At 42.9% G+C, this 24,119-nt stretch carries 16 protein-coding genes; 12 read left to right on the top strand and 4 right to left on the bottom strand.

What is annotated here, in order from left to right; translation table 11 throughout:
- Nucleotides 1-87, top strand: an 87-nt coding sequence (locus ACTWPM_RS19575; RefSeq protein ID WP_443134088.1) for an IS3 family transposase, incomplete at its 5' end; no start/stop codon positions are given.
- A gap of 541 nt (nt 88-628) precedes the next feature.
- Here the strand turns inward: ACTWPM_RS19575 and ACTWPM_RS19570 are convergent.
- The 3 genes from ACTWPM_RS19570 to ACTWPM_RS19560 are packed head-to-tail and all read right to left on the bottom strand — an operon-like array spanning nt 629 to nt 2,229.
- Nucleotides 629-1,354 (bottom strand): hypothetical protein, encoded by a 726-nt coding sequence (locus ACTWPM_RS19570; protein ID WP_443134662.1) that lies wholly within the window; start codon nt 1,352-1,354, stop codon nt 629-631.
- Nucleotides 1,354-1,797 carry a DUF948 domain-containing protein gene (locus ACTWPM_RS19565; RefSeq protein ID WP_443134661.1) on the bottom strand — a complete coding sequence of 148 codons (444 nt, stop codon included), beginning with the start codon at nt 1,795-1,797 and terminating at the stop codon, nt 1,354-1,356. The genes ACTWPM_RS19570 and ACTWPM_RS19565 overlap by 1 nt, the downstream gene beginning before the upstream one ends.
- An 18-nt stretch (nt 1,798-1,815) precedes the next feature.
- A complete protein-coding gene (locus ACTWPM_RS19560) occupies nt 1,816-2,229 on the bottom strand; it encodes a DUF948 domain-containing protein (protein ID WP_443134660.1) in 414 nt (137 codons plus the stop codon).
- 421 nt (nt 2,230-2,650) lie between these two features.
- Between ACTWPM_RS19560 and glgB the strand changes: the two genes are divergently transcribed.
- From glgB to ACTWPM_RS19515, 9 genes are all read left to right on the top strand, one after another.
- Nucleotides 2,651-4,570, top strand: coding sequence for a 1,4-alpha-glucan branching protein GlgB (glgB, locus tag ACTWPM_RS19555; RefSeq protein WP_443134659.1), 1,920 nt, complete (start codon nt 2,651-2,653; stop codon nt 4,568-4,570).
- On the top strand, nt 4,560-5,720 hold the full coding sequence (locus tag ACTWPM_RS19550; RefSeq protein WP_443134658.1) for a glucose-1-phosphate adenylyltransferase: 1,161 nt from the start codon (nt 4,560-4,562) through the stop codon (nt 5,718-5,720). Before glgB ends, ACTWPM_RS19550 begins: the two co-directional genes overlap by 11 nt.
- Nucleotides 5,721-5,732: 12 nt before the next feature.
- Nucleotides 5,733-6,839 (top strand): glucose-1-phosphate adenylyltransferase subunit GlgD, encoded by a 1,107-nt coding sequence (gene glgD / locus ACTWPM_RS19545; protein ID WP_443134657.1) that lies wholly within the window; start codon nt 5,733-5,735, stop codon nt 6,837-6,839.
- 116 nt (nt 6,840-6,955) lie between these two features.
- Nucleotides 6,956-8,386, top strand: a complete 1,431-nt coding sequence (gene glgA / locus ACTWPM_RS19540) for a glycogen synthase GlgA (RefSeq protein ID WP_443134656.1) — start codon at nt 6,956-6,958, stop codon at nt 8,384-8,386.
- 35 nt (nt 8,387-8,421) lie between these two features.
- Complete coding sequence (locus tag ACTWPM_RS19535; protein ID WP_443134663.1) at nt 8,422-10,860, top strand: glycogen/starch/alpha-glucan phosphorylase; 2,439 nt, start codon at nt 8,422-8,424, stop codon at nt 10,858-10,860.
- Nucleotides 10,861-10,879: 19 nt separating this feature from the next.
- Complete coding sequence (locus tag ACTWPM_RS19530; RefSeq protein ID WP_443134655.1) at nt 10,880-12,799, top strand: glycoside hydrolase family 13 protein; 1,920 nt, start codon at nt 10,880-10,882, stop codon at nt 12,797-12,799.
- A 16-nt stretch (nt 12,800-12,815) separates the two neighbouring features.
- Nucleotides 12,816-13,190: a PH domain-containing protein gene (locus tag ACTWPM_RS19525; RefSeq protein WP_443134654.1), complete on the top strand. Its 375-nt coding sequence runs from the start codon at nt 12,816-12,818 to the stop codon at nt 13,188-13,190.
- Nucleotides 13,191-13,516: 326 nt separating this feature from the next.
- The gene (rpoN, locus tag ACTWPM_RS19520; protein ID WP_443134653.1) at nt 13,517-14,803 is read left to right on the top strand and encodes an RNA polymerase factor sigma-54; all 1,287 of its coding nucleotides are present in this window, start codon (nt 13,517-13,519) and stop codon (nt 14,801-14,803) included.
- 112 nt (nt 14,804-14,915) lie between these two features.
- Nucleotides 14,916-15,752 (top strand): YihY/virulence factor BrkB family protein, encoded by an 837-nt coding sequence (locus tag ACTWPM_RS19515; protein WP_443134652.1) that lies wholly within the window; start codon nt 14,916-14,918, stop codon nt 15,750-15,752.
- Nucleotides 15,753-16,416: 664 nt separating this feature from the next.
- Here ACTWPM_RS19515 and ACTWPM_RS19510 read toward each other — a convergent pair.
- Nucleotides 16,417-17,475, bottom strand: a complete 1,059-nt coding sequence (locus ACTWPM_RS19510; RefSeq protein WP_443134651.1) for a DmpA family aminopeptidase — start codon at nt 17,473-17,475, stop codon at nt 16,417-16,419.
- Nucleotides 17,476-17,857: 382 nt separating this feature from the next.
- Between ACTWPM_RS19510 and gltB the strand changes: the two genes are divergently transcribed.
- Both gltB and ACTWPM_RS19500 read left to right on the top strand, forming a co-directional pair.
- Nucleotides 17,858-22,438, top strand: coding sequence for a glutamate synthase large subunit (gltB, locus tag ACTWPM_RS19505; protein ID WP_443134650.1), 4,581 nt, complete (start codon nt 17,858-17,860; stop codon nt 22,436-22,438).
- Between the two features lie 19 nt (nt 22,439-22,457).
- On the top strand, nt 22,458-23,945 hold the full coding sequence (locus tag ACTWPM_RS19500) for a glutamate synthase subunit beta (protein ID WP_443134649.1): 1,488 nt from the start codon (nt 22,458-22,460) through the stop codon (nt 23,943-23,945).
- The last annotated feature ends 174 nt before the right edge of the window (nt 23,946-24,119 follow it).

Genomic DNA, 24,119 nt, shown 5'->3' with positions numbered 1-24,119 from the left:
ATCCATTACTATAACCATAAACGTATCAAATCAAAGCTCAGAATGAGCCCCGTTTCTTATCGAACCCAGTTTCAAGAATCGGCGTGATAAGTTTAAGGAACGTGTCCAATTTTAGGGGGTCAGTTCAAGCCTGAGGAAGCTCACCTCATGCCTGCGGAAAGTGTTCAAAAGCGGAACCGGCCCCGGTAGACACGACACGCATAAGCAGGAAAATCAAAAGGGATGCGCTCTTTCGTCCCGTTGAATTTTCTGCTTATGGCGCGAGTGTCTGGGCGATGCAGCTGGCCGAGCCGTTCCCTTCCGCCTCTTTCTCCACACAATATCTCGAATTCGGGTCTTCCACAATCCGGCTCTATTGTGTAATAAGCCTCTAATGAAAAGTCAAAAATAATATTTAACAAAACACCTGGGAAATCTATTAGATTCTTGTCAGGATATCGATAGTCAGAGTAACTAATAGATCTGCCATGAGTTAGTCCAGATACTGTCTGGAAGGATGACCAATACGGCAAAATTTCCTGAATAAGTGTATGTATTTGATCAAAAAAAGAAACCTGCTATAGAAAGCAGGACTTCCAAAATAAAGACTCTACTAATGAATTTCACTAGTAGAGTCTATTTTTATCTTTTATCGAGTTTTATTTACACTTACTACATTATCTTCCTTCTCAGAAGAAGCAGCTGCTTCGTTTTCAGAGTCAGTTAATTCTTCTTTTGCTTCTTTAGCTTTGCTGCCTGCATCCTGAAGATCCTCTCCGGCATCTTTAGCTGTGGAGATAATTTCTTCGGACTCTTCTTTAATATCCTGTACTTTATCCGTAATCTCTTTACCCTGATTGTTGAAGACTTCCTGAATCGTTGAAATAGCTTCGTTTGTGATGTTCACTACTCGTTTTACTCGAGTCATAATGTCGTCTTTTTTACCTGATGGATCTTCTTTTACTTCAGAAGCAAATCCACTTACAGATTCTTTCGTGGAGCGGGAACCTTCTTTCAGGCGTTGTCTCTCTTGAGGATCCTTGATTAAAATAAAGGCTCCACCGATAACAGCACCTGTAATAATCGCAAGTGGAAGCTTTCTGCCTCCGCGTTTAGGCTGATTTTGATTTTGGTTTTGAGTCGTTTGATTATTTTCCATGTTTGATTTCCCCTTTGTATTAGTTTTAGCTTTTCTTTGCAGTTCTTGTCTGGCTGACTGCATGTTTCTGTACTTCTCCTTACCGGTTTCTACAAAACTTTCTTTCTTGCGTTTAAACTTCATTTTATAAACAGAAGGGCTTTTCTTGAGTGATTGAGCACTCATCCCCCCCAAGGTCCCTATGGACAAACCAGTTAGCCAGTCTTTTTTGCTCATTATTGACCTCCTATACGTGCGGTTTTTAACTCTTTACGCTTTTGGGTTAAATAGTAGGTTAGAGCAAGCGCTCCATAAATGCCGCGCCAGCCTTCCTCGTTAATTTTCTGTTCACCTTCGTGTGTACTTTCCTTCATGGATTGAGTCATGTCCACTAGAGAGGATGTCAGCTTTCTGGAAGATTCTCCGATATCCCCGATGATATAGAAAAGAGGGCTCAAGGCACGAATCTTCTCGTTAACATCTGCTAATGTATCATTACTGTTGTTAAGAACGTTCGAAGTTTCTTTCATAACAGAGTCCAATTGATCCGGCAGTTGATCGACGGTTTTGCGAACTCCTCCAAGAACATTGGCCAAATTATTCAATGCTTTAATTAAAAATATGGAGACAATTGCAAAAGCTATCCCTATAATAAGTACACCAATTCCTAAATAGTCCATTGTGTAAGCCTCGCTTTCCTATTTTCTTTGAGTTCTTTTCCATTTCATATACAGATTGAGAGCTGCATCGCCCCATCGCATGGCTTGAGCCACTTGATCGTTTCGTTTATTGGATGCATGAGCCACACTTTCACTCATTCCCTGTAAGGATTGATTAACGTTCCCTACAGTTGAACCAACGTTTTGTAATGAACTTACCAACCCGTTTAACGATTGGGTCTTATTTTCAACGTCTGCTGCAATGTTGTTTGTTTTCTTTAATAAGCTTTCTGATTCTGTTGTAATCCCTTGCATCTGTCCCTCTACTTTTTCAAGAGTAGAAGAGACACTCGACATTGTATTGGATGCTGCTTTCAATGTCTTCACCACAAATATGGCGATTAAAGCAAAGGATATTGCGATAATCAGTAAACTGATCCCTGCTAATGACATAACCACTCACCTCTTCATTCGTTTACTCTGTCTTTACCACTAAATAATTTTGGTGAAACCAATATATTACCATAAACTTTATTACAAATATATTACCAGAAAATGCATCTTCCAACATCATCCACCTCAGGTCATCCATTTATTGTAAATTATAAAATTGAGGTTTTTAGGGTGTGGTATAGTGGAATAGATGGAGTAAATCATTGTAAGCGCTTCCTATTTGAGCGTATTTGGCACATGGATCCATTTCGATTAATTTTTATGACTTTAGGCAAAAATCGACAAAACTTTTCAGAAAATTTTTATTAAATTCAATTGTAAAAGCTAACCTTGGATTTTATGATAAGAATATAGCAGAAATTAGCATGATTTCTGGGTTTAGCGAACAAACTATATTTCTAATCGATAGAGGAGTGATGGTGTGGCCAATGAAACAACGTTAGAACACGATATATACTTATTTCATGAAGGAAATCTTCGATATAGTTATCAGCTTCTTGGGGCCCACCCGGATGTACAGGACGGAGTAGAAGGAATTCGTTTTGCAGTCTGGGCACCCAATGCCGTACAGGTAAGTGTGGTAGGTATATTTAATGAATGGGATGGAAGACAGAATCCCATGGAGAAAGTGAACGAAAATGGAATATGGATGGCATTTGTTCCGAACCTTGAGAAAGGCACCATCTATAAATATGAAATTTTAACGGCTCATGGACATCTTCGTTTGAAAGCTGATCCTTACGCTTTTTCCAGCGAATTGCGCCCCGATACGGCTTCTGTCGTATATCCTCTTGATAACTATACGTGGAATGACAGTGAATGGATGAATGAAAGAAAAGCTAAAAACATCTATGAATCTCCTGTTTCTATCTACGAGCTTCATTTAGGTTCATGGAAGTATATCGAACCTGAAGTTTTCTACAATTATCGTGAATATGCTGATATGGTTATTCCTTATGTTAAGGGTCTCGGCTATACACATATTGAACTCCTTCCAATTATGGAACACCCCTTTGACCGTTCCTGGGGCTATCAGACAACTGGTTATTTTGCGGTGACTTCCCGTTACGGGTCACCGGACGATTTTAAATATTTTGTCGATCAATGTCACCAGCATGGACTCGGAGTCATTCTGGACTGGGTACCCGGTCACTTTTGCAAAGACGAACACGGGCTAAGACGTTTTGACGGGGAAGCCCTCTATGAATATCAGAACCCAAGTAAAGCGGAAAAGACGCAGTGGGGTACGTTAACCTTTGATTTTGGCAGAAGTGAAGTACACAGCTTCTTAATATCCAATGCCATTTACTGGCTGAAGGAATATCACCTGGATGGCCTGCGTGTCGACGCTGTGGCGAGCATGCTATATTTAGACTTTGGCAAGAACGAAGGAGAATGGGAACTGAATGAATATGGAGGCCGTGAAAATATCGAAGCGGTTTCTTTCATTAAGAAGATGAATGAGGCTGTATTTGAAGAAGTTCCAGATACACTGATGATGGCGGAAGAATCAACTTCGTGGCCATTAGTCAGTTCTCCCACCTATATTGGGGGACTCGGCTTTAACTATAAATGGAATATGGGCTGGATGAATGACATGCTCAAATATATGGAGACAGACCCGATTCATCGTAAGTACCACCATAATCTCATTACATTCTCATTGTTCTACGCTTTCTCAGAGAATTTCGTATTACCGATTTCCCATGATGAAGTTGTTCATGGAAAGAAATCGTTACTAAATAAGATGCCGGGCGACTATTGGCAGAAGTTCGCAAACTTACGAGCTTTCTTAGGGTTCATGTATGCCCACCCTGGTAAGAAGTTATTATTCATGGGAGGTGAGTTTGGTCAGTTCGATGAATGGAAAGACCTTGAAGATCTTGATTGGGAGCTCCTGGAGTATGACTCCCACGCTGCCATTAAGAATTACATGAAAGAACTTCACCAGCTTTATCTGGACACGGCTCCTTTGTGGGAACTTGATCACAAAGAAGAAGGATTTTCATGGATTGATGCCCAGAATTACGATCAAAGCATTGTATCATTCGCAAGGAACAGCCGTACATCAAACGATCAACTAATCGTCGTTTGCAACTTCACTCCTCAGGTTTACCACGATTACAAAGTAGGAGTACCGAAACATGGTTCATACAAAGAAATATTCTCGAGTGATGCGGAACGCTTCGGAGGTTCGGGTCAGGTCAATGGAGGACCGCTCGGAACAATTCCTGAACCTTGGCAAGGTCAAGATCAACATATCACCATGACAATTCCACCGCTCGGTGTGAGCTTCTTGAAAAGAACTTCAGTATCCAAGGAGGAAAATCATGAAAAATAAAGAATGTGTAGCTATGCTGTTAGCTGGAGGTCAAGGAACAAGATTAAAATCACTTACGAAGAAAATTGCCAAGCCTGCGGTATATTTTGGCGGCAAATACAGGATCATTGATTTTCCTTTAAGTAACTGTACCAATTCAGGAATCGATACAGTTGGGGTTCTCACTCAATATGAGCCTCTTATTTTGAATGATTATATCGGTATTGGTGCACCCTGGGATCTCGACCGTAAATACGGCGGAGTATCCGTGCTTCCTCCGTTTATGCAGGCAGAGGGAGGAGGCTGGTATGAAGGAACAGCCAACGCCATTTACAGGAACCTGGAATTCCTGAATCAATATGATCCGGAGCATGTGCTTGTTCTTTCCGGTGACCACATTTACAAAATGGATTATGCCGATATGCTTGAATATCATAAATCATCGGGAGCTGACGCTACCATTTCTGTTTTGGAAGTGCCATGGGAAGACGCCAGTCGCTTTGGCATTATGAATACGGAGGAAAATGGCCGAATCGATGAGTTTGATGAGAAACCTGAATTTCCGAAGAGTAACCTCGCCTCTATGGGCGTATACATTTTCCGCTGGGACGTGCTGAAGCAGTATTTGATCGAAGATGCGGAGAAAGAGGATTCTTCCCATGACTTCGGAAAAGATATTATCCCGGCTTTCCTTAAAGATGATAAGAAGTTAATGGCCTACACTTTTGACGGTTACTGGAAGGATGTTGGTACCGTTGACAGTCTATGGGAAGCCAATATGGATTTACTCCAGCCTAAACCGGAACTTAATTTGAACGATTATAAATGGAGAATCTATTCTAAAAATCCAAATCAGCCACCCCAATACATTGCACCTTCTGCCACAGTCAGGAATGCTCTGATTAATGAAGGCTGCCGAATTTATGGAACGATTGATACTTCCGTTATCTTCTATGGGGTGCATGTTGACGAATCCTCCATCGTTAAGGATTCCGTAGTCATGCCTGATGTGAAGATCGGTAAAAATGTAAAAATTAATCGCGCTATCATTGCAAAAGGAAGCGTTATTGAGGATGGAGCAGTGATTGGTGATCCTGCACCAGACAGTGAAATTACGCTTGTAGCAGAAGAAGGCAGCGTCATGGCATCAAGCTATGCAGCTAATAGTTAAGAGGAGGATTCTATGGATCAAATAGCAGGAATTATAAACTTGGATCATGAACAGGATTTATTAGATGAACTAACTTATTTCCGGTGCGGGGCTGCGGTTCCATTTGCCGGACGTTACCGAATGATTGATTTCACAATTTCCAACATGACAAATTCGCGCATTGAATCAGTCGCCGTATTTGCCCGTCGCAAATACAGATCTTTGATGGACCACCTAGAACAGGGTAAAGCATGGGATTTGGACCGTAAGCGCGGAGGTCTTTTCATCCTTCCGCCTGACTGGAATGATCCTACTGATATCTCCAGAGGAGATCTACAGCATTTTCATAACAATATAGATTTTCTAAGGCGTACCCTGGCTGACTATATTCTGGTCTCAGGCTCCCAGCACATTTGTAATATCAACTTCGAGGAAGTGCTTAGAGAACATAAAGATGTAAATGCCGACGTTACGGTCATTTATACGAGAGTGGATGAGCTTTACCCTGAACATCAGATGGCTCATAAACTGGATATTGATGAAGAGAATCGAGTAACTTCCGTTAACAACGATCAATCCAATACAAATGTTTATATGGATATGTATCTGATCAAAAAAGATTATTTGTATGAATTAGTGGAAGAGTGTATTGCCCATGGCTGTTCACACTTCTTCCTCGATGGGATTAAAGCCAAGATTCCAGATCTTCATGTACATGCCTTTGAATATGAGGGCGTACACGCTCTCGTGAATTCTGTAGAAAGCTATTACCGTGCCAGCGCTAAGCTGCTTGACGTGGACGAGCGTGATGAATTATTCAGAGATGAAGCACCGATCTTAACGAAGGTTAAGAATGAGGCACCTGCTAAATATGCAACTTCTTCTAACGTGAATAATACCTTAGTCGCCAATGGATGTATTATTGAGGGGCATGTGGAAGATAGTATTCTGTTCCGTGGCGTTAAGGTAGGCGAAGGTGCAGTGATTAAGAATTCGATCATTATGCAGCGCTGTGAAATTGAAAGTAATGCTGTCCTGGAAAATGTCATCCTGGATAAAGACTGCAGCATTTCCGAAAGCCGCACATTAATTGGAGCCCCGGAGAAACCATTTGTTTTGCCTAAACGAAAAACAATGTAGAATTTTATATAAAGGGCTGTCTGAACCAATTTATTCTGACAGCCCTTTTTCATCATCTTTACTATTTTATCGGTCATAATAAGTGATGTAGTGAACAATTAAAGGAGTGAACCACAATGAACGTATTGATGATAGGGTCGGAATGTACCCCATTTATAAAAACGGGGGGCCTGGCAGATGTGTTAGGATCTCTCCCTCAATCCCTGAGAGAACAAGGGGCGGACGTAAGAGTGGTACTGCCCAAGTATGAAAATATGGATGACCATTGGAAAATGCAGCTGACTCATCTGGACGAACTGAATGTTCAAATGGGCTGGCGGAACCAATATGCAGGAGTTGAATATATAGAATACGAAGGTGTACCTGTATATTTTATTGATAATGAATACTATTTTAAACGCTCGAGCCTATATGGATATGATGATGAGGCCGAACGGTTTGTCTTTTTCAATCGCGCGATTATGGAAATGGTAAATGCGTTAGACTGGCGCCCCGATGTTTTACACTGCCACGACTGGCAAAGTGGGTTAATTCCTGCCTTGTTACATACCCACTATAAAGATGTGGAAAAGTTTCAGGGGATGAAAACGGTCTTTACCATCCATAACCTGAAATACCAGGGGGTTTTTGCTCGATCAGTAGCCCATGACTTAATGGACTACGATGAGAATATGATGACAGAAGACACGTTCGAATTTTACGGTGACGTCAATTTTATGAAGGGCGCACTGAACTTCGCAGATTTTATTACAACCGTCAGTGAAACTTACGCAAAAGAGATTCAAACGCCTTATTTCGGGGAAAACCTAGACGGAGTATTAAGAAAGCGTTCCAATGAGTTAGTCGGTATAGTCAATGGGATTAATGAAGAAAATTATAACCCTATGAATGACGAAGCTCTGGCTTTTCCATTCCGCACTTCATTCATTCAAAAATCCCAGAACAAGATGTGGCTTCAGGAGCAATTAGGTTTACCGGTCAGGGAAGATGTACCTATGATTGGCATCGTTTCCAGATTGGTTGAACAAAAAGGGTTCGATCTCATTGGTCATGTCATTGATGATCTTCTAACCGAAGAAGATGTACAAATTGTGTTATTGGGTACGGGAGAAGAGGAATATGAGCAGATGTTTCAATGGGCACAGGAACGCCACCCGGATAAAATCTCCGCCAATATTACGTTTTCGGAGCCTCTTTCCCGACAAATCTATGCAGCAAGCGACATGTTCTTAATGCCGTCCCGGTTTGAGCCGTGTGGTATCGGGCAATTAATCGCATTGCGCTACCTGACGGCTCCTATTGTGAGAGAAACTGGCGGTTTAGCGGATACCGTCCATCCTTTCTTAGAGAGCACAGGAGAAGGGAACGGTTTTACCTTTGAGAATTATAATGCTCATGACATGCTTTATACGATCAGAAGAGCCATCGAATTCTATCATGATCCCGCTTCTTGGGAAAAATTAGTCAATAATATTAGCAAGAGCAAGTTCACATGGGAGACCTCTGCAAACGAGTACATGGATTTATATAAATCTATGCTTCAGTAGCAGGAGTGATGAGAGGAGACGATAGTGTGACTGTGATATTCAGCGATAAAGAAGAGTTTAAAGAGGCGTTTAAAACTAAGCTGGAAACAAAACTCGGGAAAAAGGCAGAAGAGGCCACAGAGCGCGATGCTTACAAAGCTTTAGGTGCACTTGTTCAGGAGAGAATCAGCAGGAATTGGGTTAAAACGAATGAAGATTACAGGACGAATAAGAATAAGCAAGTCTATTACTTTTCTATGGAATTTTTAATGGGCCGCCTGCTCGGAAATAATTTACTTAACCTGAAGATGTTATCTCTAGTGGAAGAGGGGCTTGAGGATTTAGGCCTGAAACTTTCTAACCTTGAGGAGAAGGAACATGATGCGGGACTTGGAAATGGCGGATTAGGCCGTTTAGCAGCTTGTTTCTTAGATTCACTGGCATCGTTGGAATTAGCTGGACATGGATATGGCATCCGTTACAGATATGGAATGTTCGAACAGCACATTATAGACGGCCAGCAGGTAGAACTTCCGGACCACTGGCTGTCCCAGGACTTTATTTGGGAAGTCCGCCGTCCTGAAGAAGCGGTGGAAGTCCGGTTCGGCGGTAACGTTGAAACGGTGAAAAATGATTCTGGTCCTCTTCACTTTGAATATAAAAACTACGAACAGGTTCAGGCTGTACCTTATGATGTTCCGATCGCAGGCTATAATAATGAAACGGTCAATACGCTTAGGTTATGGTCGGCGGAGCCAATCGTTGAGAACACATTAAGAAAAGCCCAAATCGAAAATAACTCGGCTTCTTTTTTAGATTATAAGCGGGAGCTTGAGTCTATTTCTTCCTTCTTGTACCCGGATGATTCCACGCAGGAAGGAAAGAGATTACGACTAAAACAAGAATATTTCCTTGTGTCTGCAGGGGTTCAGTCTGTTATACGCTCGTTTGAACGTCTGGATCTGCCCTGGACATCTTTCCCGGATAAAGCTGCTCTTCATATCAACGATACACACCCTGCTCTTGTCATTCCTGAATTAATGCGCATCCTAATGGATGAAAAAGGTTTAGGATGGGAAGAAGCCTGGGATCTTACGCAATCATCTGTTTCTTATACGAACCACACAACACTCAGTGAAGCACTGGAGTCATGGCCAGTAGATATGGTCCGCTCTCTCCTTCCCCGCATCTTTATGATTATTGAAGAGATTAATGAGCGTTTCTGTCAGGATTTATGGCGTACGTATCCTGGAGATTTTGACAGGATTGCGGACCTTGCCATTGTGGCTGACGGCCAGGTGAAAATGGCTCATTTATCTATTGTCGGCAGTCATAGTGTGAACGGAGTAGCGAAACTCCACACGGAAATTTTAAAGAAACGGGAAATGAAGAGGTTTTATGATACATTTCCTGAGCGTTTTAATAATAAAACGAACGGCATTACTCATAGAAGATGGCTCATTCACGCGAATAAACCTTTGACTTCAGCCATTACCGAAGCCATTGGCGATCGTTGGATTGAGCAGCCTAAACTATTATCCGATCTACTGACCAAACAGGAAGATGGAGCATTCTTAGATCGTTTACATGATATTAAACAGGAAAACAAACAAAAGTTAGTTGATTGGGTTCAGGAGACACAGGGGATCGCCGTTGATCCCGCCTCGATATTTGATGTCCACATTAAAAGGCTTCATGGATATAAACGCCAGCTGCTGAACGCACTCCACATTATGCATTTATACAATGAGATTAAATCCGACCCTGCGTTGGATATTGTGCCTAGAACCTTTTTCTTTGGAGCTAAGGCAGCCTCTAGTTATCATTTTGCTAAAAAGGTGATTCAGCTGATTAATCGAATCGCTCATGTTGTCAATAATGACCGTGATGTGAAGGATAAAATTAAAGTAGTCTTTTTACCAAACTATTCTGTATCCATTGCTGAGCGCGTCATTCCTGCCAGTAATGTGAGTGAACAGATTTCAACGGCCAGTAAGGAAGCTTCCGGAACAGGAAATATGAAGTTCATGATGAACGGAGCGTTAACAGTAGGAACCATGGACGGCGCCAATGTGGAAATCCACGACCTGGTCGGAGACGATAACATCTATACGTTCGGAATGAGTTCAGAAGAGGTATTGGAGTATTACCGTAATGGCAGCTATTCCTCTAGAGAAATCTATGAAAATGATTCAAGAGTAAGACACACCTTAGACCAGCTGGTGCACTACAGTCCTTTTTCAAAGGGAGAAACCGACTTCCAGGAAATCTATGATGCACTGCTTACCTACAACGACGAGTTCTTTGTACTAAAAGATTTTGCCAGCTATCTATTTACTCAGCAGAAAGTGAGCCGGGATTATCTGAATCAGAGAGAATGGAACAAGAAGAGTTTAATTAACATTGCAAAATCCGGGAAGTTCTCAAGTGATCGGACGATCGAGGAGTATGCTACTGATATTTGGCAGATTCAGCGCACGCGAATGTTAAAGTGAGGTCTTAGGGGGAGTTTAAGTGAAACAAAGGGACATTTATCATAATAGTTTTGACTTAACCTATAGAGAACCTTTTGGTGCAGCACCAAAAGGTTCAAAGGTATCATTATCCATTGATATTCATAATCGGTTTGAGGTTTCTCAGGTCATTCTTCATTATATTCTTGATAAAACCGATACAGAAAAAACAAAAAAGATGGATTTATACAGCGAAGAGCATCAGTTCGACTCGTATGAAACGTCGATTACGATGCCGGATGAACCTCAGTTAATCTGGTACTTTTTCGAAGTCAATCTGACGGATCATACCTTGTTTTACGGTCGGGAAAATATCTTTGAAAGCGGGGAAGGCACCATTTATGACCATGTGCCTCCTTCCTGGCAAATCACGGTCTATAATCCCGAGTACCAGACACCTGACTGGTGGAAAAACGCTACCATGTATCAAATCTTTCCAGACCGATTCTTTGCTGGTGGTACGCTTGACCCGACCAAAGCTCCAAAAACGAGCTTAATTCATGCGCACTGGGAAAATGATCCTTTTTATATTCGAAATGAACGAGGCGAGGTTGTGCGCTGGGACTTTTTCGGAGGTAACTTGCAGGGAATTAAGGAAAAGTTAGACTATATTGCTTCTCTTGGAGTTACGGTTATCTATTTGAATCCGATTTTTGAAGCGGAAAGTAACCACCGATATGATACCGGTGATTATCATAAAATTGATCCCCTGCTCGGTACAAAGGAAGAATTTGAGCAGTTAATTAAAGAAGCAGCTGACCGGGGCATAGAAATCATGCTCGATGGTGTATTCAGCCATACAGGCAGTAATAGTATATATTTTAATAGGGAAAATCAATATGACTCTTTAGGAGCCTATCAATCGAAGGAATCTCCTTATTATAGCTGGTACACCTTCCACCACTATCCGGATGACTACGATGCCTGGTGGGGAGTGGGGACCCTTCCAACGCTTAATAAAGAGAACGAAGACTACCAAAGCTTTCTGGTAGATGATGAAAACAGTGTCATCCAATCGTGGCAAAGGTCAGGAGTAAATCACTGGCGTCTGGACGTTGCAGATGAGCTGACGGACGATCTGATTAAGAAGCTTTACCAGCAATTGAAAAAAGGGGACAAATCGAGCGTTCTTCTCGGGGAAGTATGGGAAGATGCTTCGAATAAAAGTTCTTATGGAAATCGAAGAGACTATTTTCTCGGAGGCGTACTGGACTCGGTAATGAACTACCCGCTTCGAAGAATAATGCTCGACTTCATGAAAGGTGAAGTAGATGCTTTCTTTGTGAACCGTCGTTTGACCACGCTCAATGAGCACTATCCACAGGAATACTTTTATGCCTTAATGAATATGCTTTCGAGCCATGATGTGGAGAGAATTATTACGATGCTGCACGATTACCTGCCTGATGATATGGATGAGGAAGACCGGGTAAACATTAACCGGGCCCAGGTCAAAGCCCTCAGCTTATGGCTGTATTCGTTCCCCGGCATTCCTTCTCTTTATTACGGAGATGAAGCCGGAGTGGACGGGGGAGCTGACCCGGACAACCGTAAGCCTTATCCATGGGGCAATGAGGAGCAGGATTTGCTGAAGTGGTATAAACAAATTGGCAAGTGGCGAAAAGAGCATCCTGTGCTTCGTACTGGCCACTGGAAACCGCATGACCTTCATGAAGATCTATTCGGCTTTGAAAGATGGATTGACAACGGAGTCGATGCGTTTGGTCATGAGGCGCATGATGAACATATGGTTTATATTTTTAATCGGAACCACAGGGAGAAGCGTACGGCCCATATCCCTATCCGCAAAGGAAAATGGCAGGCTTTGCAAAATAAAAAGCGCATTTTCAGTTCAAAGAAAGGGAATCTTTCTATTGAAGTAAATCCTAGTGAATGTATTTTGCTAAGATTTATGCAGTAAGAGAGGAGAGTAAACAGTGGGTTTTTTTGATGAATTAATGGGAAATGCGAGTGAAGCGAATATTGAGAAGCTGGAAGAACAGCTGGATGATATTTTAGTAGACTATGAAGAAATCGAAAGCGGCTTTAAAGTACTTCGGGACTTATTTGTTTTTACTGATAGACGCTTGCTGCTGGTAGATAAACAGGGAATGACCGGGAAGAAAGTGGAGTACCATTCCATCCCTTATAAGAGCATTACGCATTTTAGCGTTGAGACAGCAGGGAGTTTTGACTTGGATTCAGAATTAAAAATCTGGATTTCAGGCCACAGTGAACCGATCGGGAAGCTTTTCAAAAAGAATAGTCCGATTGAAGATGTACAAAAAACTTTAGCTTCTCACGTGCTTTAATTCTATTGTTTCACGTGGAACATTTTAGGAAAGATTTTTCTGGCCGGTACCCATGTACCGGCTTTTTTATTTGGGTATGTTAAACTTCCGAGAGGTACGAATTTCACCTAAGAACGCCACGTGCTGCGGCAATGTAAAACGGCCTTGCATTCGTGCATGGCCGAGCCGGTCCTTACACAATCAGGAGGCGTCTATTAAATGATCATTTAATAGACTACCACTATTTATTTGTCTTGTCCCATCTTGAAAATTCTTGTAATTTCCTGCAATATAAAAAGAAAGACTTATAAATTTGAAAGCGTTATCATATCGAGGAGGATATTGGTGTGAACCTTAATTTGACCCAGACTCAGACCGTTGGATTAATGATGACCCCGGAGATACGTCAAGCCATTTCCTTGCTGCAGTACTCTACAACAGACTTGTGGGAATATTTAGAGGAGCAGGCATTAGAAAACCCCGTCCTTACTATAGATGAAGTACCGATGAACAGTAGCAGTTCAGCTGGTAAAATCAATAAAACCACGACAACTAACCCTGTGGAATACTTCGCTGCCCGTGAAAAAGGGTGGAGAGAAAAACTGGTAGATCAAGTTAATTGGATGAAGATAGAGGAAGATTTAAAGAAAATCAGCCGCTTCTTACTCCTGAATTTAGATGAACAAGGATATCTTAGAATATCGATTAGTGAGATTACCAGCCACCTATCCTTTCCGAAAGAGAAAATAGAGCAGGCTCTCCAGCTGATTAAAGAGTTAGAACCTAGTGGTCTAGGCTGCTTTACAATGCAGGAATACCTCCTTTATCAACTGAAAAAGAAGTATCCAGAAGATCAATGGGTATATGAAGTGGTCTCAAACCATCTGACTGATCTGGCGGAGAGGCGATGGAGCAAGCTCGCTAAACAATTAGGAGTTGCTACTGAGCAGATTCAGAGTGTTTTTACTGTATTAAAAACGCTGCAGCCCCATCCAATGACGGGGATTAATGAACAGACCACCACCTACTTGACTCCTGATCTAATCGTAAAGAAAGAGCAGGGCGTATTTAAACTGACCTATATCCCGTCGATCGCATCTTCGGTCAGAATGGATCCTACCATTGCGGATCTATCAGCTGGCTCCCCTCAGGTTCAACCTTATGTCGATAATTGTTATAAGCAAGCTTCCTGGCTGATCAGAAGTTTAGAGCAAAGAAAATCGACCATCTTGAAAGTGGCCGAAGTAATCATTGAGAAGCAGACATCTTTTTTAGAGGGCGGAGCTTTGCTGCCCATGACGCTAAAGGAAGTCGCAGAGAAAATTGACATGCACGAATCGACCGTGAGCCGTGCCGTAGCTAATAAGGCTATTCAAACCCCAAGAGGCGTGTACGAGCTTAAATTCTTCTTTAGTATTGCTCTTAATAAGGACAAAGAGGAAGCCGTATCTGCAAGTCAGGTCAAATTAATGATTAAAGATCTTATTGATAAAGAGAATAAAAAGCGCCCGGTTTCTGATCAGAAACTGTCTGATCAACTAAAAAACGACAGCCAGATTACGATTTCCAGGCGAACCGTAGCTAAATACCGAGAAGCGATGGGAATTCTGTCTTCTTCCAAAAGGAAAGAATAGATCCTTCTTCTAATCTTCCATTTTTACCCTTTCACCTGAATTTAGAAGGTTAATAATCTTCCAGAAAGGGGAAAGGATACAAAAGGATGGTTAGACAGGAGGATTATTTTTTATGAAAAAGTTAGTCAGTTACGTGAAAGAACTCGTCCATGAGTTTCAAAAAGATAATATTCCAATTCTGGGTGCTGCCCAGGCATATTATTACTTACTTGCTATAGTTCCTATGATTATTTTACTATTATCTATTCTGCCTTACTTGAATATAGAAGCAGAAGCGGCTATTAATGCGCTTGGTAAGGTGATTCCTAGTGACACGGCAGAAGTATTTCGTGAAAATATCATCAGTATTGTCGAGCAGCCTAAAGGCGGCCTCTTGACCGTTGGTATTCTCGGTACGTTGTGGTCGGCTTCTAATGGAGTGAATGCTTTTATTCAGTCGGCTAACCAGGCCTATAACGTGGAAGAAACCCGTTCCTTTATTAAAGTAAGATTGTTATCCATTGTATTAACACTTGGTATGATTTTAGCCATTGTAGTGGCGCTCGTTCTTCCTGTTTTCGGCGATGTGTTAATCAACTTTATGAATGATACATTTAACCTGCCTGGACAGACGGTTATTATCTTTCAATTATTGAGATGGGTTATTAGTGTGTTAGTTATTGGAGCAATTCTAATGGCTTTATATCATTTCGCACCGAACAAGAATATACCGTTTAAACATATTCTTCCTGGAGCCATTATTACGGCAGCTTTATGGCAGTTAATCTCTCTAGCATTTTCATTTTATGTGAGTAATTTTGCCAACTATTCTGCTACGTATGGAAGCCTTGGTGGTATTATTATTTTAATGCTGTGGTTCTTCTTGACCGGAATTATTTTAATGGTCGGCGCAGAAATCAATGTGATTTATCACCGACGTCGTGATGATCGCAACCGCAAAGCCGCATAAAAGAAAAAAGATCAGTTCTCTGGCATAGGAACTGATCTTTTTTCTTTTAAACGGTGTTGTTAATTATTAATAAGCAGTTTATTAAAGAAAAGGGCCGTTTACTTTAAGACTCAGTTTCGAGATATTGGTTATGAGGAAGGTCCTTCGGGGGATGATTCGCTTTCCGCGGGCATGTGCTGAGCCTCCTCAGTCTTCGACTTCCGGGGTCTCACCGATCATGTTTATCCCGCAGGAGTCTTCATCATCCCCCTTCGGACCTTGCTAAATCAGGAGCTCGAAACGGGTTCAAATATCCTCCGCGTGATGTAAAATTAGATCATATGGTTTTCTGCCCATTTTCAGGATGGAACTACCCGCAATAGCTTGTCCTAAAAGGATTTAATTCAGATGAAGCAGAAGAATTTTTCTCTTCTGGAAGGGTCCGTTATTCTCCTGTGGCTGGGTTGGTGGGGAAATAGCGAGACTCCCGTGGGAGAAGGAGCTAGGCGAGACCCCACAAGGAGTGTTAACGACTGAGGAGGCTTGCCAGTTCCCCCACAGGAAAGCGAGTTATTTCCCCACCAGCCCTTCTCCAGTTAACGTAACGGACCCCGATTATCTTGAAACTGAGTCTTCAAGTAATGGGAGCTTTTCTTTGGTATCAACAGGTTTTATGCCGTTATTCTTATAAGAGGGAGACTGGATACTTTTCTAATAATGATCTCAAGGTGTGGGCCTCTTTATCATCCCTGCCGGTGACTGAATCGGCTGTAATCAATGAATTTAATACGGCTTCTTCAGTAGCTTCACTTACGGCACGAAAGGCTTCATCGATGTCCTCTTCGTGAATGGTCTGAATAGAAAGGAGAGGAGTGTCTGCCTGATGCGGTATTTTAGCAGCGGTAGAAAAACCAATCACTACATCTCCGCTTCCCGTCGTAATAAAGGAACCTGTGCGTGAAAGACCGGTAACCGAGCGTTTTATAATACGATTTAATTGTCTTTCCGAAACAGGAAGATCGGTCGCCACAATAACCATTACCGAGCCCTTATCGGCAGCATTTGAAGCCGTGACATGGCGCCTTAACTGCTCACCTACAGGCTTGCCATTCACAATCAAATCACTCAGACGTCCAAAGTTAGACAGTACGAGGACTCCAATCGTATAAGTTCCGTGACTGAGTTCAACCAGTCGGGAAGAAGACCCGATCCCTCCTTTTAAGGAATAACAAACCATTCCTCTCCCTGCTCCCACACTTCCTTCTGAAAATTCGGAAGTTGCTTCTTCCAGCGCCTGGCGCGCATGCCTTTTTTCTATGGACAGGGCTCTGATATCATTTAATAACATATCATTACACTCTCCCACGACAGGGTTCACACTTCCTGTCGAACGCCCGATTTCCGGGTTGTGTTCCAGCATGTATTCAATCATTGCCTCTGAAGCCGTTCCTATCCCCAAAGTGTTCGTGAGAAGAATAGGTGTTTCAAGGGTTCCTAGTTCACTCATTTGAACAGTTCCCATCGTTTTTCCGAACCCATTAATAATGTGGCTCGATGCTATTAATTTTTCTTTAAAGATATTTCCCTCATGTGGCAGGATGGCTGTAACACCAGTTTGAGTACTTCCCTTACTTAACGTGCAATGTCCTACCCGCACTCCCTCTACATCAGTGATGGCATTTCGCTTGCCCGTACTTAATGTACCAATATCAATTCCAAAATCTCTAATTCTCAGCTGGCTCATGATAAGTTCTCCTTTCTCCTTTTACTGCTTTCGTAACACCCTGCCCGAAGTCCTTTATTTTTCGTAATTGTATATTCATTCGATGAATGGTGTATATATACAGAGATTTTCTTCAATTAAACAAAATAAAGGGCGATGATAGTAAAAAAAATTAAGAAAATTTTTCAAAAAAATAAACTTTTATGATTGCGCTTACAATATCTAAATGAATGTGTTTACGCGTGTTTGGAATTATTTCATTACTGTGAAAATAAACGCAAATACTGTCACGAAAGCGTGAATCATCTAATTTTTCATGATATACTTGTAAGAAACTAAAAAGACAGAATTTTTTAATTTCTACTTTTGACCTACAAGAATACGTCCGCTAGGGGGAATGAATATGCAAAAAAACGGCTACCCTGTACCGCAGGGTCTATATCATCCTGAGAATGAACATGAAGCTTGTGGCATAGGAATGATTGCGAATATCGATGGAACAAAAAACCATAGCATTGTTGAAAATGCGATTACTATACTTTGTAACCTGGAACACCGCGGAGGACAATCCGCTGATATCAGTACTGGTGATGGAGCGGGAATTCTAACCCAGATCCCTCATTACTTCTTTAAGAAACAGTGTGAGAAAGAAGACATTGAACTTCCAGAACCGGGGGAGTATGGAATTGGAATGTTCTTCCTTCCAGAAGACCACGATACTCGAATGGAATGCAAACGCATATTCGAAAGAATTGTGGAAGAAGAAGGACAAACCTTTTTAGGCTGGCGTACAGTGCCAATCAATGATTCATTCGTTGGGGATGATGCTAAGAAGACGAAACCATTCATCCGCCAGGGATTTGTTGCACCTTCAGGAGATGTTAAGACGCAAATGGATCTGGAGCGTCGTCTGTACATCATTCGAAAGCGTGCAGAAATAGAGATAGCTGGTAAAGAAGGCTATGACGACTTTTATATGTGCAGTCTATCTTCCAATACAATTGTTTATAAAGGAATGCTGATTCCAGAACAACTGGATTCCTTCTATATAGATTTGAACCACCCTGATTTTAAAACGGCTCTGGCCTTAGTCCATTCCCGTTTCAGTACGAATACATTCCCTAGTTGGAAACGTTCACACCCGAACCGGTTCACGATCCACAACGGGGAATTTAATACATTAAGAGGTAACGTTAACTGGATGAGAGCCCGTCAAGAGCTTTGCAGTTCTGAGTATTTCAGTGAAGAGGACCTGCAGAAGATTCTGCCGATCATTGATTCAGAGGGCAGTGACTCCTCTATGTTTGATAATGCTTTTGAATTCCTTTATTTATCAGGACGCTCCCTTGCTCATACAGCCATGATGATGGTGCCGGAGCCCTGGGCAAATGACGATACCATCCATGAGGATAAAAAGAGCTTTTATGAATACCATAGTACGTTAATGGAGCCATGGGACGGCCCAGCAGCACTTGCTTACACCAATGGAAAGCAAATTGGTGCTTGTTTGGACCGGAATGGTTTAAGACCGGCAAGATACTACGTTACAAAAGACGGAATGATTGTGCTGGGTTCAGAGGTAGGAGCCCTGGACATCTTTGCGGACGATATTTTGTATAAAGATCGTCTTCACCCAGGGAAGATGCTTCTTGTGGACTTAGAAGAAGGTAAAATTATTCCGGATGAAGATATCAAACTCCAAACTGCGAGGGAACACCCTTATCAGGAGTGGATTGACAATCATAAGTATGACTTGGAAGATTTACCGGAACCAACGGTAGAACACCGTCCGATCAACCCATTAATCGATCAGCAGCTCGCTTTCGGATACACAACAGAAGAATTAAATAAAATTATTGTTCCTTTAGTATCCAGCCAGAAGGACCCTGTAGGTTCTATGGGATATGATTCACCGCTTGCTGTCCTATCTAAAAAACCGCAGCTGTTATACAGCTATTTTAAACAGTTGTTTGCACAGGTGACCAACCCGCCGATCGATGCCATTCGTGAAAAATTAATTACAATGGTAGAAACAACGATCGGAGCCGAAGGGAACTTAGTAGAGCCGAAACCGGACAGCTGCCGCCAGGTCAGGCTGGAAACTCCAGTATTAACGAATCGTCAACTGGAACAGCTGCGTCAGCAGTCAATAGAAGGGTTTGAAGCTCGCACTCTATCCATCTTATTTGAAGCAAAAGAAAACAAGATGGAGCAGGCGCTTGATCGTTTGTTTGAAGAAGCTGATCAAGCCGTGGAAGAAGGAACGACTCTCCTCATCCTGTCTGACAGAGGTGTAAATGAAGAAGAAGCCGCTATACCTGCTCTTTTAGCTGTTTCCGGTCTTCACCACCACTTAATCCGTCAGGGGACGAGGACGAAAGTCAGTCTATTGATTGAATCCGGGGAACCTAGAGAGGTTCACCATCACGCTGCTTTATTAGGTTATGGAGCAGAGGGAATTAACCCTTATTTAGCCTATGACACGATCCGCGACCTTGTAGACCGCGGGGATATTCAAGTAGATTCCTATGAAGCTGCGGTGGAAACGTACGTTAAATCGGCAACAGACGGGATCATTAAAGTCCTTTCAAAAATGGGGATATCTACGATTCAAAGTTACCGCGGCGCACAAATTTTCGAAGCCGTCGGTATTCAGAAAGATGTAGTCGATAAATACTTCACACGTACAGCTTCCCGTCTTGGCGGAATTGGTTTAGATATTATTGAAAAAGAAGTATTAATGAGACATGAGAAAGCTTATACAGAGAACCGTGGAGGTAACCGTAAGTTAGAAGCGGGAGATGAATTCCAGTACCGTGAAAACGGAGAGGATCATCAGTATAATCCACAGACAATCGCTACACTTCAGCACGCTTGCCGAAGCAATGACTACGACCTTTTCAAGCAATATTCCAACATGCTGACAGATGAGAATAATAATCTGCAGTCGCTGCGCGGCTTGTTGTCCTTTAAGAAGCGACCATCGGTGCCAATTGAAGAAGTTGAATCTGTGGAAGATATCTGCAGCCGTTTCAAGACAGGTGCGATGTCATATGGTTCGATCAGTCAGGAGGCGCATGAGGCATTAGCGATCGCTATGAACCGTGTCGGCGGAAGCAGTAACACGGGAGAGGGCGGAGAAGATCCGGATCGTTTTACTCCTGATGATAACGGTGATACCCGCCGAAGCTCCATTAAGCAGGTAGCTTCCGGACGCTTCGGAGTAACGAGTCACTATTTAGTCAACGCAGATGAAATTCAAATAAAAATAGCGCAAGGTGCAAAACCCGGAGAAGGCGGACACCTTCCTGGTAAAAAAGTGTATCCGTGGATTGCAGAAGTACGCGGATCTACACCTGGTGTTGAGTTGATCTCACCTCCGCCGCACCATGACATCTATTCAATCGAGGACCTTGCAGAATTGATCTACAATTTGAAAAACGCGAACCCTAAAGCACGCGTAAGTGTGAAGCTTGTTTCAGCGGTTGGTGTAGGTACGATTGCAGCCGGTGTTGCTAAAGGCCGGGCGGACCTGGTTTTAATCAGCGGCTATGACGGGGGAACCGGAGCGGCTCCAAGAACAAGTATTAAGCATACGGGTCTTCCGTGGGAAATCGGCCTTGCCGAAACGCACCAGACCCTTGTACTGGATCGTCTTCGTGACCGTATTGTCGTGGAAACGGACGGGAAAATGATGACAGGACGCGATGTAGTCGTTGCGACCTTGCTTGGAGCTGAAGAATATGGATTCTCTACAGCCCCGCTTGTCGTATTAGGCTGCGTTATGATGCGTGTGTGCCATTTGAATACTTGTCCGGTAGGTGTGGCTACACAGGATCCTGAACTCAGGAAGAAATTCACTGGAGAGGCCGATCACCTGGAAAACTTCATGCGTTTTATTGCCCAGGAAGCAAGAGAATTAATGGCTGAGCTTGGTTTCCGTACGATCAATGAAATGATTGGACGTACTGATGTACTGCAGGCTAACGAAGCAATTGACCACTGGAAAGCCAAAGGTGTCGACTTATCGGCCCTTCTCTATCAGCCTGTCGTACCTGATAATTATGGACGCTATGCGATTAGAAAACAGAATCATGGTCTTGAAAAAACATTGGATGTAGAAGAACTGCTTCCACTTTGCAAAAAAGCAATCGAAACCGGAGAGCCTGTGGAAGGAACAGGTTCCATTCGAAATATCCACCGGGTGACCGGTACCATTTTAGGAAGTGAAATCACACGTAAATATGGAGCGGAAGGTCTTCCGGAAGACACGATCCGTCTGACCTTTAAAGGATCAGCCGGCCAGAGTTTCGGTGCTTTTATCCCTAAAGGAATGACACTTAGACTCGTCGGGGACGCCAATGATTACGTCGGAAAAGGACTGTCCGGAGGTAAAATCATTGTACATCCATCTCCTAGATCCACTTTTGTTCCAGAAGAAAATACGATTATCGGTAACGTTTCACTCTATGGAGCTTCTGGTGGAGAAGCCTATATAAATGGACTTGCCGGAGAGCGTTTCTGTGTACGTAATAGTGGAGCAGAGGTGGTCGTTGAAGGAGTCGGAGACCACGCATGTGAGTATATGACAGGCGGGAAAGTGGTCGTTCTTGGGGGAACGGGCCGCAACTTCGCCGCCGGAATGTCTGGTGGAGTCGCTTACGTGCTGGACGAAACCGAAGAAGTTTTTGAGACAAAATGCAACCATGAACTCGTACAGACTCAAAAACTGACAGACTCTAAGGAAATTCAAGAGCTCTATGAAATGATTGAAAAGCATGTGGCTTATACCAACAGCACAAATGGTCAGCGCATTTTGAATAATTGGGATGCCTTCGTCTCTAAATTTGTTCGTGTCATACCGACAGCTTATCTTGCTATGCAGGAACGTATCCAGAGCTTGAGAGAAGAAGGTATGGAGAAATTTGATGCTGAAATGACTGCATTTGAAGAAAGTAATAAGCCAGTAGAAACAGTAAAATAACAACAGAGGGGGAGATCTGATGGGAAAGTCTACTGGATTCATGGAATATGAGCGTCAGTCGATACCTGAGCGTGATCCGGCAACTAGAACGAAAGATTGGGAAGATTATACTTTACCCATGTCAGACGAGGAAGCACAAAAGCAAGGGGCGCGCTGCATGGACTGCGGCGTACCTACTTGTCATTCAGGAATGGAAATCAAAGGCATGACCACCGGTTGTCCCGTATACCATTTAATTCCTGAATGGAACGACCTTGTCTATAGAGGTCAGTGGAAAGAAGCATTAAAGAAAGAACATGAAATGAACAACTTTCCTGAATTTACGGGATTTGCCTGCCCGGCTCCATGTGAAGGAGCCTGCGTGCTGGGTATAAATGAACCGCCTGTAGCTATTCGATCAGTTGAGCGTTCCATTATTGAAAAAGGATTTGCTGAAGGCTGGGTAGTCCCTGAGCCGCCAGAGAAACGAACAGGAAAAAGCGTGGCTGTTGTAGGTTCCGGACCTGCAGGTATGGCCGCAGCAGCCCAGCTTAACAAAGCAGGGCACTGGGTTACTGTATTTGAACGTAGCGACCGCATAGGCGGGCTGTTAACTTATGGTATTCCTGAAATGAAGCTGCCTTATGAAGTCGTGGAGCGAAGAGTGAATATCCTTAAACAAGAAGGGATTCGTTTTCAAACAAACACAGAAGTGGGAAGAGACTACCCTGTTTCTCGTCTTCGTGAAGAGTACGATTCCGTGATCCTTTGTGGAGGAGCCACTACTCCAAGAAACCTGGAGGTAGAAGGAAGAGGGTTAAAAGGGATCCACTATGCTATGGATTTCCTTTATGCCAACACGAAGAGTCTGCTTGATTCAAATCATGAAGATGAGAATTACATTAGCGCCAAAGATAAACATGTCATCGTTATTGGCGGCGGTGACACAGGGACAGACTGTATCTCTACTTCCGTCAGACATGAATGTAAGTCCCTGACCCAATTCGATATATACGATAAAAAAGGGTCAGAGCGTGATAATGAAGTGAATCCTTGGCCTCAATATCCAATAATTCACACCGTAGGTTACGGACAAAAAGAAGCAGAAGCCACATTCGGTGACGATCCACGTGCTTATGCTGTCATGACGAAAAAATTCGTCGGGGATGAAAATGGAAGAATTAAAGAAGTGCACACGATTAATGTAGCGTTGTCCTATGACGATGATGGCAATAAAGTGAGAACGGAAATACCAGGTTCAGAAAAAGTGTGGCCTGCTGATCTTGTTTTGCTTGCGATCGGTTTCAGTGGTCCTGAGCAGGATCTAATTGATAAACTTGGAATTGAAACGACGGTTCGCACGAACGTAGCTGCTCAGTATGGCAAATACACAACCAATGTGGAAGGTGTATTCGCCGCTGGTGACATGCGTCGCGGACAGAGTCTGATTGTATGGGCTATCAATGAAGGACGAGAAGCAGCCCGTGAATGTGACCGATTTATGATGGGCACCACACAACTGCCATAACCAGAATAATCATCAGAGATGTCTCTTAACAAAGAGGCATCTCTTTTTGTGTGCCCGGCAGGGGTATAAACTCTAGGGTTCAAGTCCCGAGCGGCGAAGGTCGTTGTAGCCGTTAGTCAAAGGCAAGGGTGTCCAGGGAGACCTGGAATCTGAAGGAAGCCGGAGACAAATTTC

This window comes from Halobacillus sp. K22, assembly GCF_052246795.1.
In the GTDB taxonomy this organism is placed as follows: domain Bacteria; phylum Bacillota; class Bacilli; order Bacillales; family Halobacillaceae; genus Halobacillus.
This window is presented reverse-complemented; position numbering and strand designations above follow the sequence as displayed.

Coding starts and splice junctions, on each gene's coding strand:
- ACTWPM_RS19570 (WP_443134662.1), bottom strand. CDS start 1,354: ATGAGCAAAAAAGACTGGCTAACTGGTTTGTCCATAGGGACCTTGGGG.
- ACTWPM_RS19565 (WP_443134661.1), bottom strand. CDS start 1,797: ATGGACTATTTAGGAATTGGTGTACTTATTATAGGGATAGCTTTTGCA.
- ACTWPM_RS19560 (WP_443134660.1), bottom strand. CDS start 2,229: ATGTCATTAGCAGGGATCAGTTTACTGATTATCGCAATATCCTTTGCT.
- ACTWPM_RS19550 (WP_443134658.1), top strand. CDS start 4,560: ATGAAAAATAAAGAATGTGTAGCTATGCTGTTAGCTGGAGGTCAAGGA.
- glgD (WP_443134657.1), top strand. CDS start 5,733: ATGGATCAAATAGCAGGAATTATAAACTTGGATCATGAACAGGATTTA.
- glgA (WP_443134656.1), top strand. CDS start 6,956: ATGAACGTATTGATGATAGGGTCGGAATGTACCCCATTTATAAAAACG.
- ACTWPM_RS19515 (WP_443134652.1), top strand. CDS start 14,916: ATGAAAAAGTTAGTCAGTTACGTGAAAGAACTCGTCCATGAGTTTCAA.
- ACTWPM_RS19510 (WP_443134651.1), bottom strand. CDS start 17,475: ATGAGCCAGCTGAGAATTAGAGATTTTGGAATTGATATTGGTACATTA.
- gltB (WP_443134650.1), top strand. CDS start 17,858: ATGCAAAAAAACGGCTACCCTGTACCGCAGGGTCTATATCATCCTGAG.
- ACTWPM_RS19500 (WP_443134649.1), top strand. CDS start 22,458: ATGGGAAAGTCTACTGGATTCATGGAATATGAGCGTCAGTCGATACCT.